The organism is Stenotrophomonas sp. TWI1183 (assembly GCF_039673115.1).
GTDB lineage: Bacteria > Pseudomonadota > Gammaproteobacteria > Xanthomonadales > Xanthomonadaceae > Stenotrophomonas > Stenotrophomonas maltophilia_AA.
Genome location: NZ_JBDJKZ010000002.1, coordinates 299,295 through 313,184 on the forward strand (window position 1 = coordinate 299,295; position 13,890 = coordinate 313,184).

The window sequence follows — 13,890 nt, forward strand, 5'->3', positions numbered from 1 at the left end:
AGGTGTCCCCTTCACCCCGCACCGGCAATAATGGCGGCCTCTCTTCCGCCGAGTCGCCATGCCTTCGTTCGAAACCCGCGTCAGCCGCCTGTGGGCGCATGAGAAGGCCAGCTATGGCCTGCGGGTGTTCATCGCGCTGTCCGCGGCGATGGGGCTGTGCTGGTACCTGGACCAGCTGCCCGCCCTGCCCGGCGTGTTCCTGGGCATCATCGCCAGTGCGATCGCCGAGACCGACGACAACTGGTGGGGGCGGATCAAATCGGTGGCGCTGTCGCTGCTGTGCTTCGTGGCCGCGGCGGCCGCGGTGGTGCTGCTGTTCCCGCATCCGTGGTGGTTCATCACCGCGTTGGCGGCAGCCACCTTCGGGCTGACACTGCTCGGCGCGCTGGGCGAGCGCTATGCCTCCATCGCGCAGGCCACGGTGACGCTGGCCATCTACACCATGATCGGGCTGGAGCAGCACGGCGCGGCCGATCTTTCACAGTCAATCAATGCGGTCAGCCACCTGCTGGCCGGCGCGGTCTGGTACGCGCTGCTCTCGATCCTGTGGACGGCCCTGTTCGCCAATCGGCCGGTGCGCGAGCGCGTGGCGCGGCTGTACCTGGAACTGGGCCGTTACCTGCAGCTCAAGGCCGATCTGTTCGAACCGGTCCGCGATGCCGATGTGCAGAAGCGCCAGCTGGCCCTGGCCGAACAGAACCGGCGCGTGGTCGAGGCGCTGAACATCGCCAAGACCGCGATCCTGGCCCGCTTCGGCCGCTCCGGCCGGCCCGGCGTGCAGTCCGGCCTGTACCTGCGGCTGTACTACATGGCGCAGGACTTCCACGAACGCGCCAGTTCCTCGCACTATCCGTATGGCGCGCTCACCGAGGCGTTCTTCCACAGCGACGTGCTGTACCGCTGCCAGCGCCTGCTCGCGCTGCAGGGCGAGGCCTGCGCCAACCTCGGCCAGGCGATCCGCCTGCGCCAGCCGTTCCAGTACGGCGAGCGCACCAAACAGGCCACCGCCGATCTCACCGATTCACTGACCTGGCTGCGCGCCCAGCACAACCCGCAGTGGCAGCGCCTGCTGGCCTCGCTGGAACTGCTCGGCCACAACCTGCAGAGCATCGAACGCCGCCTGTCCGAGGCCGAGAAGTCCGAGTCCACCCTGGACAACGTCGATACCCGCCTGCGCGATACCAACCCGCACACGCTGCGCGAAATGGGCGTGCGCATCCGCCAGCAGCTCACCCCCGGCTCCGTGCTGTTCCGGCACGGCCTGCGCATGGCGCTGGCGCTGATCGTCGGTTTCGCCGCGATCCGCCTGTTCAATGCCCAGAACGGCTCGTGGGTCCTGCTGACCATCGTATTCGTGTGTCGTCCGCATTTCGGCGCGACCCGCCAACGGCTCGCGCAGCGGATCGCCGGCACGCTGATCGGCCTGGTGCTGACCTGGGCGCTGATGCAGCTGTTCCAGGACCTGCGTATCGAACTGCTGATCGCGCTGCTTTCGGCGCTGCTGTTCTTCTTCACCCGCAGCGATCGCTACCTGGTGGCTTCGGCGGCGATCACGGTGATGGCGCTGACCTGCTTCAACCTGATCGGCGATGGCTTCCTGCTGATCTGGCCGCGGCTGGTGGATACGCTGCTGGGCTGCGCGATCGCGGCCGCCGCCGCGTTCCTGATCCTGCCCGACTGGCAGGGTCGCCGCCTGAACCTGGTGATGGCCCGCGTGCTCGACAACTGCGCGAAGTACCTGCACGCGGTGCTCGGCCAGTACGGCAGCGGCATGCAGGACGATCTGGCCTACCGGATCGCGCGGCGCGACATGCACAACGCCGATGCGGCGCTGTCCACGGCACTGTCGAACATGCTGCGCGAGCCCGGCCACGTGCGCCGCAACCTGGATGCCGGGTTCCGCTTCCTGGCGCTGTCCAACACCCTGCTCGGCCATCTCTCCGCGCTGGGCGCCCACCGCACCCAGCTGGACAGCTACGGCCAGGATCCGCTTGCGCTGTCCGGTGGGGAACGCGTCGAACAGGCGATGCAGCAGATCGCCAGCGCGCTGCAGCAGCGCGAGCCGGTGGCCGAGGATGCCAACGACGGCGACCGCGCCCTGGCCGAGCAGCTGGAGCAGATCCCGGACGACATGCCGCCCAAGCTGCAGCTGATCCGCACCCAGATGGGGCTGATGCTGCGCCTGCTGCCCAAGCTGCGCGGTGCCGCCAACGAGGCCGCGCGTACGCTGCGGTAGGTATCGACCGTTGGTCGATACGGAAGTTGAACGTCTCACGACCCATGGAACGTCTCACGACCAACGGTCGTGAGCCACCCGAGCCCGGGCGCTGCCTGCACCATTCCGCGGCGCTGCCATGCTGCGCCAACAGGGAGAATGCTAGGCTGCGCCGGTTCGCAAGGAGTCTCCATGTCCGGCCATAGTCAGTTCGCTCTGCTCAGGCAACGCCGTTTCCTGCCGTTTTTCATCGTCCAGTCGCTGGGCGCGTTCAACGACAACGTCTACCGCCAGGCCATCATCGCGCTGCTGTTCTTCCTCGGCACGCCGATCGAGGAGCGCTCGCTGTATACCAACCTGGCCCCGGCGATCTTCATCCTGCCGTACTTCCTGTTCTCGGCGCTGGCCGGCCAGATCGCGGAGAAGCTGGAGAAATCGCGGCTGATCGTGATCACCACCACCATGGAGATCGCGATCATGTCGCTGGCCGCGCTCGGCTTCCTGACCGAGAGCATGCCGGTGCTGCTGGTCGCGCTGTTCTGCACCGGCATGCAGTCCACCCTGTTCGGGCCGGTGAAATACTCGGTGCTGCCGTCGATCCTCAAGCCCGAGGAACTGACCGGCGGCAACGGCCTGGTCGAGATGGGCACCTCGCTGTCGATCCTGACCGGCATGATCGCCGGCGGCCTGATCTTCACCCTGGCCGGAAGCCACGGTCCGATCGTGGCGGCCACGGCAGTGATCGTGCTCGCCATCGCGGGCAACCTCACCGCGCGGATGATTCCCAAGGTCGATGCCGGCGCGCCGGACCTGAAGATCAACTGGAACCCCCTGCCCGAGTCGCTGGCGGTACTGCGCATGGCCAAGAAGCAGAAGGCCGTGCGCAACGCGATCCTGGGCGTGTCCTGGTTCTGGTTCGTCGGCACCATGCTGACCTCGCAGCTGCCCACCTATGCCGAGGTGAACCTGGGCGGCGGCTCGACGCTGTACATCTTCGCGCTGGCGCTGTTCTCGCTGGGCACCGGCACCGGCTCGCTGCTGTGCGAGAAGCTGTCCGGGCGGACCGTGGAGATCGGCCTGGTGCCGTTGGGCGCCTTCGGCATGACCGCCTTCATGCTCGACCTGTACTTCGCGCGCGTCGGCGAATCGGCCGCCGCCGGGCTGTCGATCTGGCAGTTCGTGCAGGCCCCGGGCAGCGCGCGCATCATCATCGACCTGATCGGCATCGGCCTGTTCACCGGCTTCTTCGTGGTGCCGCTGTTCGCCCTGATCCAGAGCCGCACCGCCAAGTCGGAGATGTCGCGCGTGTTCGCCGCGCTCAACATCCAGAACTCCGGCTTCATCGTGTTGGCGGCGGGTCTTGGCCTGCTGACCCAGCGCGTGCTGGACTGGTCCATTCCCCAATTGTTCCTGGCGCTGGCGATCGCCAACGCGGTGGTGGCGATCTACATCTTCACGATCGTGCCCGAATTCCTGATGCGCTTCCTCAGCTGGGTGATGGTGCGTGCGCTGTACCGGCTGCGCCCGCACGGGATCGAGGCCCACGTGCCGGACGAGGGCGCGGCGCTGATCGTGTGCAACCACGTCAGCTACATGGACGCGCTGATCCTGTCGGCCACGATCCCGCGGCCGGTGCGCTTCGTCATGTACTACAAGATCTTCAACATCCCGGTGATGCGCTGGATCTTCCGCACCGCCAAGGCGATCCCGATCGCCGGCGCGCGCGAGGATCCGGCGCTGATGCAGGCCGCGTTCGACGAAGTGGACAAGGCGCTGGCCGAGGGTGAGCTGGTCTGCATCTTCCCCGAGGGCGCATTGACCCGCGATGGTCAGATGGGCGCGTTCAAGTCGGGCGTGGAAAAGATCCTAGAGCGCCGCCCGGTCCCCGTGGTGCCGATGGCGCTGCGCGGGATGTGGTCGAGCATGTGGAGCCGGCGCGACACGCGGTTGGGCCGCATGCGCGTGCCCCGCCGCTTCCATGCGCATGTCGAGGTGGTTGCGTCTGCGCCGATCCCTGGCGATGCCGCGACCGCCCCGATGCTGGAAACACAGGTGAGGCAGCTTCGAGGCGATCAGGCGTGAGCCCCGCCCTGCCTGCATGTAACCGTATACATGGACGCAGGTACATCGGTTAGATTACCGCCCGGGGCACCTCGCCCGCGCTGATACACCCACCCAAGCAAATGGAGCTTCGCTGATGAATGCCACCGCCCCCCTGCCGCCCGCCCCGGGCAGCGTTCCGAATCACCTGATCTGGTCGATCGTCGTCACCATCCTGGCGTTCTTCGTGTGCTGCCTGTCGTGCCTGAGCTTCCCGGGCATCGTCACCGGCGTGGTCGCTATCGTGTTCGCCAGCAAGGTCAACGGCCTGCTCAACCAGGGTGACCTGGAAGGCGCGCGTCGTGCCTCCAAGAACGCCAAGATCTGGGCGTGGGTCACCACCGGCTTCCTGATCGCCGGCGTCGTGCTGTTCGTGATCTCGCTCGCCTTCATGGGCGTGGACGGTTACATGGAGCAGATGCAGCAGTTCCAGCAGCAGATCGAAAGCAACAGCTGATGCCTGCGCTGCACGGCAAGCGCTGGTTGCTGGCGTTGCTGCCACCGGCCGCAGTGGCGGCCGGTGCGGGGTTCTGGGTGCTGCGGCACTACGACCCCAACAGCGCCAGCAGCCCGTTCCCGCCGTGCAGCTTTCTGGCGGTCACCGGCTATTACTGCATCGGCTGCGGGCTGACGCGTGCCCTGCACGCGCTGGCCCATGGCGATGTGGTCACCGCGTTCTCGATGAATCCCCTGGCCATGCTGATGCTGGCCATCGCCCCGCTGGTGATCGGTTGGGCGCTGGGCTGGCGGCCACGCGCGCTGCAGCCGTTGATCACGCTGCTGATGAAGCCCGCCTTCTGGCTGATCCTGCTGCCCGCGTACTGGATCGCACGCAACCTGCCGTGGGTTCCCTTTACCTGGTTGGCGCCGGGCTGACCGGTACGGCTAGGTGACCCAACCGGCGATCACCAGCAGCGCCAGCACCGCCATCCACAGCAGCAGCATGCGCCATACCAGGCTCATCGCATCGCGCAGTTCCGGCAGGCGACGCCACACCGGCACCATGCCCGCATCGCTGTAATCGTGCGCATCCTCGCGCAGTTCGGCACTCACGCTTGCCCGCGCGACCGCGCCGAGGAAATGGGTGGAGGCCGACCACTGGTTGCCATGCGCCCCGCGCCAGGCCTTGAAGGCCGTATCGAAATTGCCGACCAGCGCCATCGACAGCGACATCAGCTGGGCCACCGGCCACTCCAGCCAGGACAGCACCACGCGCGCACCGGCGACCGCCTCCACGCTGGCCAGCGACCGCATCGGACCCACCGCGAGCAGGGCCAGCAGGCGATACAGCAGCGCGCCGACCGGGCCCAGCAGCAGGAACCAGAACAGCACCGCGAACCAGCGCCGCAGCGCATTGAGCACGGTGGCCTCGACCAGCGAGGGAACGTCTTCGTGCAGGCTGCCACCGGCCGCCTGCAACTGCGTGATCGCGAGGTGGCGCGCGTGGGCGTCATCGGCATCGATCACCGCCTCGACATCGCGGTCCAGATCGCGCGGGCCCCAGCACATCACCAGCACCAGCACGCCCAGCAGCAGCGAGGGCAGGCCGTAGATGCGGTCATCGAACAGCCACTGGAGCAGGCCGAGCACGGCCACGAACGGCAGCACGGCCAGCCAGGCGCCCTTGCGGCCGCGCCAGGTCCCGTCCTCGGCGGCATGCCGATCCAGCCACTGCAGCCAGCGCCGATAGAGGCCGAAACGCCGCAGCGCGACGGCCGCGCCCGGCGCGACATGGCCCAGGGCCAAGGCAACCAGCACGGCGACCAGGGTGGTGAACATGTAAGCCTCCGGCTCGGGACGTGGAACGCGCCGCTACTATGCCTTGCGGCCCGGCAATTCCCCGGGCCGTTGGTAATGTACCGCGCCGCGTGTTCAGCCTGCGGCAACGGCACGCGACAGTCAGGCGACCTGCTGCTGGTACCAGTGCTCGATCAGGCTGCGCGAGATCGAGATCGGCGGGGACAGGCGGATGCCCTCGCCGTCGTCTTCGACATCCCGGGCCAGCGCCGCGCCCACTTCCTCGGCGGTGAACCAGCGCGCATCTTCCAGCTCCCCGTTCACGGTCGGTACGTCGTCTTCGGCCGTGGCGGCGAAGCCCAGCATCAGTGCGCCGGGGAACGGCCACGGCTGGGTGCCCAGGTAGCGGCACTCGCGCACGCGCACCCGGCTCTCTTCGAAGACCTCACGGACCACCGTCTGCTCAAGCGATTCGCCGGGTTCCACGAAACCGGCCAGCACCGAATAGCGGCGCGGGGCCCAGTTGGCCTGGCGGCCGAGCAGCAGCCTGCCCTGGTTCTCCACGGCGACGATCACCGCCGGATCCACGCGCGGGTAGTGCTCGGTGGCGCACTGGCTGCAGCGGCCGACGAAGCCGCTGCGGCTGAAGGTCACCGCGCCGCCGCATACCCCGCAGAAGCGCGTGCGCGACTGCCAGTAGGACATGCCGCGGGCGTAACAGAAGGCGGTGGAATCGGCGATGGACCAGGTGGCGGCGGACTGGCGCAGGTCGACCCGCTGCGGCGCCGTCACCGACAGCCCGGCAGCCTCCATCGAGAACCAGGCCTGCTCACCGCGCAGGCCGAGGAAGATCGCGGTGCCCGGGCCACCGCCCAGATCGGCGCCGGTCAGTGGCAGCGGCTGACCGTCATCGCCGGCCAGGGCCGTGCCATCCTGGTCGAGTATCAGTACGCGCGCGTCCGGCCACAGCCGCGACAACGCATCGGCGTCATCGCGCAGGGTATCGGCGCGCTCCAGCGGCTCGCTGACGAAGGCGAAACCGGAAAGCTGCGAAGAGAAATTTGACATCGCAAGAGCCTGCCCACATTCGGCGGGACTGGCAAGCGGCAACCGGCGTTCGGCCGGTTGCGCGCGCATCACATGCTGAAACTGCTGCCGCAGCCGCAGGTGGTCTTCGCGTTCGGATTGCGGATCACGAACTGCGCGCCGGTCAGGCTTTCGGTGTAATCCACTTCGGCGCCCATCAGGTACTGCAGGCTCAGCGGATCCACCAGCAGGGTAACGCCGGCGGTATCCACCGCCAGATCGTCCTCGGCCCGGTTCTCATCGAACTCGAAGCCGTACTGGAAGCCGGAACAGCCACCGCCTTCGATGTAGACGCGCAGGGCGAGGGCAGCGTTGCCCTCATCCTGGATCAGCTCCTTGACCTTGGCCGCGGCGGCCTCGGTGAAGTTCAGCGGACGGTCCAGGGACTGGTAGTTCGGCGCGGCGGCGGGTGCGCCGGGCAGGGAAACAAGCGTGCTCATGCCCCCAGCATGGGGCCGCATGAGCACGCTTTCAAGTTCAGGCCATCGCCTCGGCCAGCTTCTTGCGGGCGGCGGTGTCCTTGCCCTTGCCCTCCTCCGCCTCCCCGGACGGCGGCGGCAGGGCCATCTGCGCCGAGCTGTGGATCAGGCGGCCGGTCAGCTGGGCGCCGGCGTGCATTTCCACCATCTGGTAGTGGATGTTGCCCGTGACCCGGGCGCTCGGGGTCAGCTCGACCCGCTCGGTAGCATGCACGTCCCCGTCCAGGCGGCCGCTGATGACCACGACCTGGGCGCGGATCTCACCCTCGATGGCGCCGTGCTCGGCCACCGTCAGGGTGGCGTTGCTGGCGCCGTCCTGGGCGATCACCTTGCCCAGGATGGTGCCTTCCACGTACAGGCCACCGCTGAATTCCACGTCCCCGCGGATCACCACCTGCGCGCCGATCAGCGCGTCCACGACCAGATGTCCGTCGCGGTTGGACTTGTTGCTGCCAAACATGGGCTTACTCCCCTTCTTTTGCCGATGCCGCCGGTGCTCCGGCCTGCTTCCAATCGAATACCTGGGTGGCGCCCCCCGCGCCCGATCCCAGCGTGACCCGCACACGTTGCGGGGTGAAGCCTTGTGGCAGCATCACACTGCCGGTGAGCTGCTGGAAGTACCGGAAGGAATACTCCTGGCCCGGCACCTTGGTGCGCTGGTGCAGCTCGTCCCAGCTGACCGAAGTCAGCTTGCCGTCCTTGACCCCTTCCACCGTGAAGCGCATCTGCCCTTGGCTGATCGCCCCGCGGTTCAGGTTCTGGGTCAGCACCACGGCGTACTGCCAGGTGCCGCCCGTTTCCGGCGAGAACTCCACCGAATGGGTGTTCAGGCCCTTGCGCTGGCTGGTCGCACCGACCAGCCGCTCGTAGAAGGCCACGTCGGCGCGCAGGCCGGCGATCTCTTCGTCGCGCTCGCCCAGCGACGTCTGGACCTCGTTGTTGGCGGCGCGGCTGATCCGGTCGGAAGCCTGCAGGGTCGCCTGGCGCTGCTGCAGTTCGATGAGCTGCTGCTGGAGGCGCTCGTTGCGGGTCTCCGCCGCCTTGAGCTGGGTGCCGACGTCGCCGCCGGGCGAGCCCAGCCAGGCGCCGAGCAGCACGGCAAGGATCAGCGACAGCAGCCACGCCCCGCCCAGCACCAGCAGGCGCTTGCGGTCCTGCACGGGCGGCATGCCCGGCCGGCGGATCTGGATGCGGGAAGGTGCGGGTTTATTCATGGCAGTCCTGGGCGACCGCGCCTGCGGGCGCTGTCGCAACGGCCCCTGTCTGGAACGACGGGCTAGTGTAAGTCAGGGAAAAGGCCTTGTCCGCGCAGGCCCGGGATCGGGGCAGTGGCGTTCATGGACGTCATCCCCGATAGTGTGCGCCTGTGCACATTCTGCAGCCGGAGCGCGTGCCATGACCGAAGCCCACCTGTTCGTGATCGGCATCCTGCTGGCCTGGCTGGCCGGCATCCGCGTCTACCTCACCGTGTTCGGCGTCGGCCTGGCCGGGCTGCTCGGCTGGGTCGACCTGCCCCCTGCGCTGCAGGCCACGGAATCGTGGTGGGTGCTGGGCACCTCGGCCGCGCTGGCCATCGCCGAATTCTTCGCCGACAAGATTCCCGGGGTCGATTCGGTCTGGGACCTGGTCCAGACCCTGGCCCGGGTACCGGCCGGTGCCTTCCTGGCGGCCGCGACGCTCTCGCCCACTGGCGAGCTCAGCGGTACCGCGCTGGTCGCCGGGGCCGGCGTCGCGCTGGCCAGCCACGGACTCAAATCCGGCACCCGTGCCCTGCTCAACACCTCGCCCGAACCGGCCAGCAACTGGATGGCCTCTGCGGCGGAGGACACCGTGGTGGTCGGCGGGCTGGCACTCGCGCTGGCGCACCCGTGGCTGGCGCTGATCCTGGTGGTGGCGTGCAGCCTGATCGGCGCGCTGATCGTGTGGATGATCTGGCGGACGCTCTGGAAAGGCATGCGCTGGCTGATGCGTCAGGCCGACAGCGGCCAGACGCAGGTCAAACCGGGAACCCTGCCACGGTAATGCGCGCCCTGCCCATGGGCGTTCATCGCATAATTGCGGCGCAGACTGGGAGTACTGATGGCCGTTCACGACAACGTTGTTGCATCCACCCGCGCCGCGCGCGCTGAAACGCCGCCGGCCGACCACTGGCAGCGCTGGCAGAGCCAGCCCTCGCCCGCTCCCGCGGCGCCCAGCAATGTCGTCGCGCTCACGCCGGCGCCGGCCAGCCCACCGCCCCTGCTGCCGCCGATGCACGCCGAGACCGGCACCCTGCCGCCGCCGGGCATCGACTCTCCGTACCGCGTGCTGATCGTCGAAGACGACCGTTCGCAGGCCCTGTTCGCGCAGAGCGTGCTGCACGGTGCCGGCATGGAGGCACTGGTGCACAGCGATGCCGAGGGCGTGCAGCAGGCGATCGCCGAGCATCGGCCCGACCTGATCCTCATGGACCTGCATCTGCCCGGGCTGGATGGCATGCGCCTGACCGCGCTGATCCGCCAGCAACCCGGCCAGCAGCTGCTGCCGATCGTGTTCCTCAGTGGCGACCCGGATCCGGAGCGCCAGTTCGAAGTGCTCGACAGCGGCGCCGATGATTTCCTCAGCAAGCCGATCCGCCCGCGCCATCTGATCGCGGCGGTCTCCAACCGGATCCGCCGCGCACGCGCACAGGCAGCCTCGCAGGCGGGCAATGAGGGCGCGCCGGCCATCAACAACCCGGAGACGGGGCTGCCGACCCGCCACCACGTGATGCAGCAGCTCGGCGCGTCGCTCAACCATCGCGATCGCGGCGGCCTGTTTTTCATCGAGATCGCCAGCGCGCTCGGCCTGCGCGAGCGCTATGGCTATGCCGCGTTCGAACGGCTGATGGCCCAGGCCGGCCAGCGCCTGGCCGACGCCGCGCGGCCGCATCTGCTGGCGCGCCTGAACGACAACAGCTTCCTGGTGCTGGCCCGCGATGTCGACGAGGACACGCTGGATGCGATGGCGCATGCGCTGCGCCAACAGCTCTCCTCGCGCGCCTTCGTGATCCGCGATGACGAATCGGTGCACCTGCGCGGCGTGGTCGGCCATGCCCAGCTCTCGCCGGGCTTCCCCGATGCGGGCAGCGCACTGGAAGCGGTCGAGCGCACCACGCTGCAGGCGCGCCTGCTCACCGCCGGCGTGGCCGCCTATGTGCGCCGCGAAGACGTGGCTGCGCAGGAGCACCTGGCCCTGCTCGAAGGCCAACTGGAACTGGCCTACCAGCCGATCGTCGCCGTCGCCGGCGGCAACACCGCGCAGTACCAGGTGCTGCTCCGCCTGCGCCAGGCCGATGGCAGCGTGCTGGCCGCCGGCCAGGTGATCCCCGCGGCCGAAGCGGCCGGGCGCATCGCCGATCTGGACCAGCAGGTGCTCGACCACGCGCTGGGCCTGCTCGATCTCTACCGCCACGCCGCGCAGCCGCTGCACCTGTTCGTCTCGCAGTCGCTGCGCACGCTGGCCCGCGATGCCTTCGGCGACTGGCTGCTGGAATCGCTGGCGAGCCGGCAGATCGATGGCAGCGCGCTGGTCATCGATGTGCGCCTGCCCGATGCGCTGATCCACACCGTCACCCTCCAGCAGTTCTGCACACGCATGCATGCGGCCGGCGTGCGCTTCTGCCTGAGCCAGTTCGAGCCGGGCGATGAAGCCAACGCACTGATGGCGCACCTGCCGCTGGCGTATGTCCGCATGGCCGCGCGCTTCTCCAACAGCCACACCAACCAGCAGACCCGCGACGAACTGCGCGCGGCGATCGACCGCGCGCACCGCGCCGGGCTGCGCATCATCGGCCAGCAGATCGAGGATCCGCAGGCCGCGGCGGCGATGTGGATCGGCGGGGTCGATTTCATCCAGGGCAACATGGTCCAGTCCGCCGGGAGCGAACTGAACTTCGACTTCCAGAATTCGGTGCTCTGAGCATGGGACGCCACGGACGGCCACCCCACTCGCCCACGCCGGCCTCGCTCTGGATCAGCGCCGCGGCGGCCGCCGTGTGTGCCACTGCCGCGGTGATGGCGCGCATCGGTGCCAATGGGCCGTGGATCGACATTGCCGCCGGCAGCGGCGTGCTGGCACTGATCGCCGGCATCCAGGCGGTACGCCGCTGGCGTGAAGCGCAGGACCAGCTGGAGCTGCTGCAGCGGCGCAATGAGGCGTTGGTGCTCGAGCGCGATCAGCTGCAGCAGCGCCGACAGCAGCAGAACCAGCTCGAACAGGAACTGCTCACCGCCAAGCAGGCCGCCGAAGCCGCCGCGCTGGCCAAAGGGGAGTTCCTGGCGACGATGAGCCACGAGATCCGCACGCCACTCAATGGCATCCTGCCGATGCTCGACCTGATCGCGCGCGGCCAGCTCGGCAACGACCAGCGGCAGATGCTGCAGACCGCCGCGACGAGCTCGCAGCAGCTGCTGCGCATCGTCGATGACATCCTCGATTACTCCCGGCTCGAGGCCAAGGGCCTGAACCTGGAGATCACCACCTTCAACCTGCGCGAGCTGCTCGAAGGCCTCGTGCAGTTGATGCAGCGCGCCGCCGATCCCAAGGGCCTGCAGCTCTCGCTCGAGCTGGAACCGGCCGTCCGTCTGTCGGTCCGGGGCGACCCGGTGCGGCTGCGCCAGGTGCTGAGCAACCTGCTGGTCAACGCGATCAAGTTCACCGAGCGTGGCCAGATCCGGCTGCGCGTGCAGCGCCAGGGCGAGACGAACGCACAGCACCAGCTGCGGTTCGAGATCGCCGACAGCGGCATCGGCATCGACGACGCGCTGCAGGCGCGCCTGTTCCAGTCCTTCAGCCAGGCCGACGCCTCAACCACGCGCCTGTATGGCGGTACCGGGCTGGGACTGGCGATCTGCAAGCGCATCATCGACCTGATGCAGGGCCGCATCGGTGTGCACTCCACCCCGGGGCACGGGGCCACGTTCTGGTTTGAGATTCCCTTGTTCAAAGTGATCGGCGACCTGCCGGCTGCGCTGAGTACGCGCCGCGCCCTGCTGATCACGCGCGACCCGCTGCTGGCCCAGCGCATCGAGCGGGTGACCCAGCACCATGACCTGCGCCTGCACACGGTGGAGACCAGCGCCGAGGCGCTCGACGCGCTGCGCGCACCGCAGCGGCGCGGCATCGATCCGGCCCTGGCCTGGGTGATCGCGGATACGGACGGCCTGCGGCATGGCATCAGCGCGCTGCACAAAGCGGTGGCCGAGCCTGGCCGGCATCCGGAGGCGAAGCTGCTGTGGCTGTATGGCGATGAGGCGCCCGCACCCGAAGCGCTTGGTCCCGGACCGGCGCTGTCGCGGCTGGCGGCCGAGAGCGAGCTGCACGCGCTGCTGCGCCCGGTGGTGGCCAGTGCGCGCCCAGCCGCATTGCTGGCTGAGGTGGAGTACGCAGGCTCGCCCACCGCGCTGCCCCAGTTCCCGTTGCGGTTGCTGCTGGTCGAAGACAACAGCGTCAACCTGCTGGTCGCACAGCGCCTGCTGCAGGTGCTCGGCTGCGAGGTGGAGACCGCCACGCAGGGCGAGCAGGCGCTGGAGGCGCTGCACGCCCGGCCGTTCGATGTGGTGCTGATGGATTGCCAGATGCCGGTGCTGGATGGCTATGCGGCCACCCGCCGCTGGCGCGCGCATGAGGCCGCACAGGGCATGGCGCGGCTGCCGATCGTCGCGATGACCGCCAATGCCATGGCCGGCGACCGCGAGCGCTGCCTGCAGGCCGGCATGGACGACTACCTCTCCAAACCGATCAACCGCGAAACGCTGCAGGCCTTGCTGGCGCGCTGGGGCCGTGCGATGGCCGACGACGCGATGGCTGACGACACGGCCCGCGTGTCCCCGGCTCCGGCGCCGCAGGGCGCGGACGCATCCGCACCGCCTCCCGCGCGCGACGCGTCACCCGCCCCGGTGCTCGACCAGGACGTGCTCGATGAACTGCTGGAGGTGATCGGCCCGGATACCGTGCGCATCATCGGTGTGTTCCTCGATGACACCCCGCCCTTGATCCGGCAGCTGCAGGACGCCTCGGTCGCCGCGGACCTGGACCAGCTGCGTGCGTTGGCGCACAGCCTGAAGTCGGCCAGTGCGAATGTGGGTGCGATGGCCTTGTCGGCCGCGGCCTGGCGGATCGAGCACGATGCACGTGCCGGCACGCTGGAGCGCCCCGCCGTGGCGGTTGCGCTGTTGATCGCCGAATTCGCGCGTGCGCGGATCGCGCTGGCCGGCTATCACGCCCACCTGCGCGCGCCGCTGCAGGGCTGAC

12 protein-coding genes are annotated in these 13,890 nt (G+C 68.7%); 7 read left to right on the top strand and 5 right to left on the bottom strand.

The genetic code is table 11. From position 1 onward, the window contains the following. The first annotated feature begins 58 nt into the window (after positions 1-58). The 4 genes from yccS (at position 59) to ABE434_RS03655 (ending at position 5,191) form a co-directional block, all read left to right on the top strand. A complete protein-coding gene (gene yccS / locus ABE434_RS03640; protein WP_346477862.1) occupies positions 59-2,236 on the top strand; it encodes a YccS family putative transporter in 2,178 nt (725 codons plus the stop codon). Between the two features lie 171 nt (positions 2,237-2,407). After that, a complete protein-coding gene (locus tag ABE434_RS03645; protein ID WP_346477863.1) occupies positions 2,408-4,297 on the top strand; it encodes an MFS transporter in 1,890 nt (629 codons plus the stop codon). A 115-nt stretch (positions 4,298-4,412) separates the two neighbouring features. Then, entirely contained in the window at positions 4,413-4,772 is a 360-nt protein-coding gene (locus ABE434_RS03650) for a CD225/dispanin family protein (RefSeq protein WP_176987977.1), read from the top strand. Beyond that, positions 4,772-5,191: a DUF2752 domain-containing protein gene (locus tag ABE434_RS03655; protein ID WP_176987976.1), complete on the top strand. Its 420-nt coding sequence runs from the start codon at positions 4,772-4,774 to the stop codon at positions 5,189-5,191. Before ABE434_RS03650 ends, ABE434_RS03655 begins: the two co-directional genes overlap by 1 nt. 9 nt (positions 5,192-5,200) lie before the next feature. On the opposite strand, the gene ampE is transcribed toward ABE434_RS03655, so the two are convergent. The 5 genes from ampE to ABE434_RS03680 form a co-directional block, all read right to left on the bottom strand. Beyond that, on the bottom strand, positions 5,201-6,094 hold the full coding sequence (gene ampE, locus ABE434_RS03660) for a regulatory signaling modulator protein AmpE (protein WP_346477864.1): 894 nt from the start codon (positions 6,092-6,094) through the stop codon (positions 5,201-5,203). 120 nt (positions 6,095-6,214) lie between these two features. Next, positions 6,215-7,120, bottom strand: a complete 906-nt coding sequence (nudC, locus tag ABE434_RS03665) for an NAD(+) diphosphatase (protein WP_176987974.1) — start codon at positions 7,118-7,120, stop codon at positions 6,215-6,217. A 68-nt stretch (positions 7,121-7,188) separates the two neighbouring features. Further along, positions 7,189-7,578, bottom strand: coding sequence for an iron-sulfur cluster insertion protein ErpA (gene erpA / locus ABE434_RS03670; RefSeq protein WP_019185327.1), 390 nt, complete (start codon positions 7,576-7,578; stop codon positions 7,189-7,191). 37 nt (positions 7,579-7,615) lie between these two features. Beyond that, positions 7,616-8,077: a polymer-forming cytoskeletal protein gene (locus tag ABE434_RS03675; protein WP_346477865.1), complete on the bottom strand. Its 462-nt coding sequence runs from the start codon at positions 8,075-8,077 to the stop codon at positions 7,616-7,618. A gap of 4 nt (positions 8,078-8,081) precedes the next feature. Then, positions 8,082-8,831 carry a DUF6776 family protein gene (locus ABE434_RS03680; protein WP_346477866.1) on the bottom strand — a complete coding sequence of 250 codons (750 nt, stop codon included), beginning with the start codon at positions 8,829-8,831 and terminating at the stop codon, positions 8,082-8,084. Between the two features lie 181 nt (positions 8,832-9,012). Here ABE434_RS03680 and ABE434_RS03685 point away from each other — a divergent pair, with 181 nt between their 5' ends. The 3 genes from ABE434_RS03685 to ABE434_RS03695 are packed head-to-tail and all read left to right on the top strand — an operon-like array spanning position 9,013 to position 13,889. Continuing rightward, a complete protein-coding gene (locus tag ABE434_RS03685) occupies positions 9,013-9,639 on the top strand; it encodes a DUF4126 domain-containing protein (protein ID WP_346477867.1) in 627 nt (208 codons plus the stop codon). Between the two features lie 57 nt (positions 9,640-9,696). Then, on the top strand, positions 9,697-11,556 hold the full coding sequence (locus ABE434_RS03690) for an EAL domain-containing protein (RefSeq protein ID WP_346477868.1): 1,860 nt from the start codon (positions 9,697-9,699) through the stop codon (positions 11,554-11,556). A gap of 2 nt (positions 11,557-11,558) precedes the next feature. Further along, a complete protein-coding gene (locus tag ABE434_RS03695; RefSeq protein ID WP_346477869.1) occupies positions 11,559-13,889 on the top strand; it encodes an ATP-binding protein in 2,331 nt (776 codons plus the stop codon). Position 13,890: the final 1 nt, after the last annotated feature.

Bases quoted from the DNA above. Each gene is read 5' to 3' on its own strand.
- yccS (WP_346477862.1), top strand. From the start codon at position 59: ATGCCTTCGTTCGAAACCCGCGTCAGCCGCCTGTGGGCGCATGAGAAG.
- nudC (WP_176987974.1), bottom strand. From the start codon at position 7,120: ATGTCAAATTTCTCTTCGCAGCTTTCCGGTTTCGCCTTCGTCAGCGAG.
- ABE434_RS03650 (WP_176987977.1), top strand. From the start codon at position 4,413: ATGAATGCCACCGCCCCCCTGCCGCCCGCCCCGGGCAGCGTTCCGAAT.
- ABE434_RS03645 (WP_346477863.1), top strand. From the start codon at position 2,408: ATGTCCGGCCATAGTCAGTTCGCTCTGCTCAGGCAACGCCGTTTCCTG.
- ampE (WP_346477864.1), bottom strand. From the start codon at position 6,094: ATGTTCACCACCCTGGTCGCCGTGCTGGTTGCCTTGGCCCTGGGCCAT.
- ABE434_RS03675 (WP_346477865.1), bottom strand. From the start codon at position 8,077: ATGTTTGGCAGCAACAAGTCCAACCGCGACGGACATCTGGTCGTGGAC.
- ABE434_RS03655 (WP_176987976.1), top strand. From the start codon at position 4,772: ATGCCTGCGCTGCACGGCAAGCGCTGGTTGCTGGCGTTGCTGCCACCG.
- ABE434_RS03695 (WP_346477869.1), top strand. From the start codon at position 11,559: ATGGGACGCCACGGACGGCCACCCCACTCGCCCACGCCGGCCTCGCTC.
- ABE434_RS03690 (WP_346477868.1), top strand. From the start codon at position 9,697: ATGGCCGTTCACGACAACGTTGTTGCATCCACCCGCGCCGCGCGCGCT.
- ABE434_RS03685 (WP_346477867.1), top strand. From the start codon at position 9,013: ATGACCGAAGCCCACCTGTTCGTGATCGGCATCCTGCTGGCCTGGCTG.
- ABE434_RS03680 (WP_346477866.1), bottom strand. From the start codon at position 8,831: ATGAATAAACCCGCACCTTCCCGCATCCAGATCCGCCGGCCGGGCATG.
- erpA (WP_019185327.1), bottom strand. From the start codon at position 7,578: ATGAGCACGCTTGTTTCCCTGCCCGGCGCACCCGCCGCCGCGCCGAAC.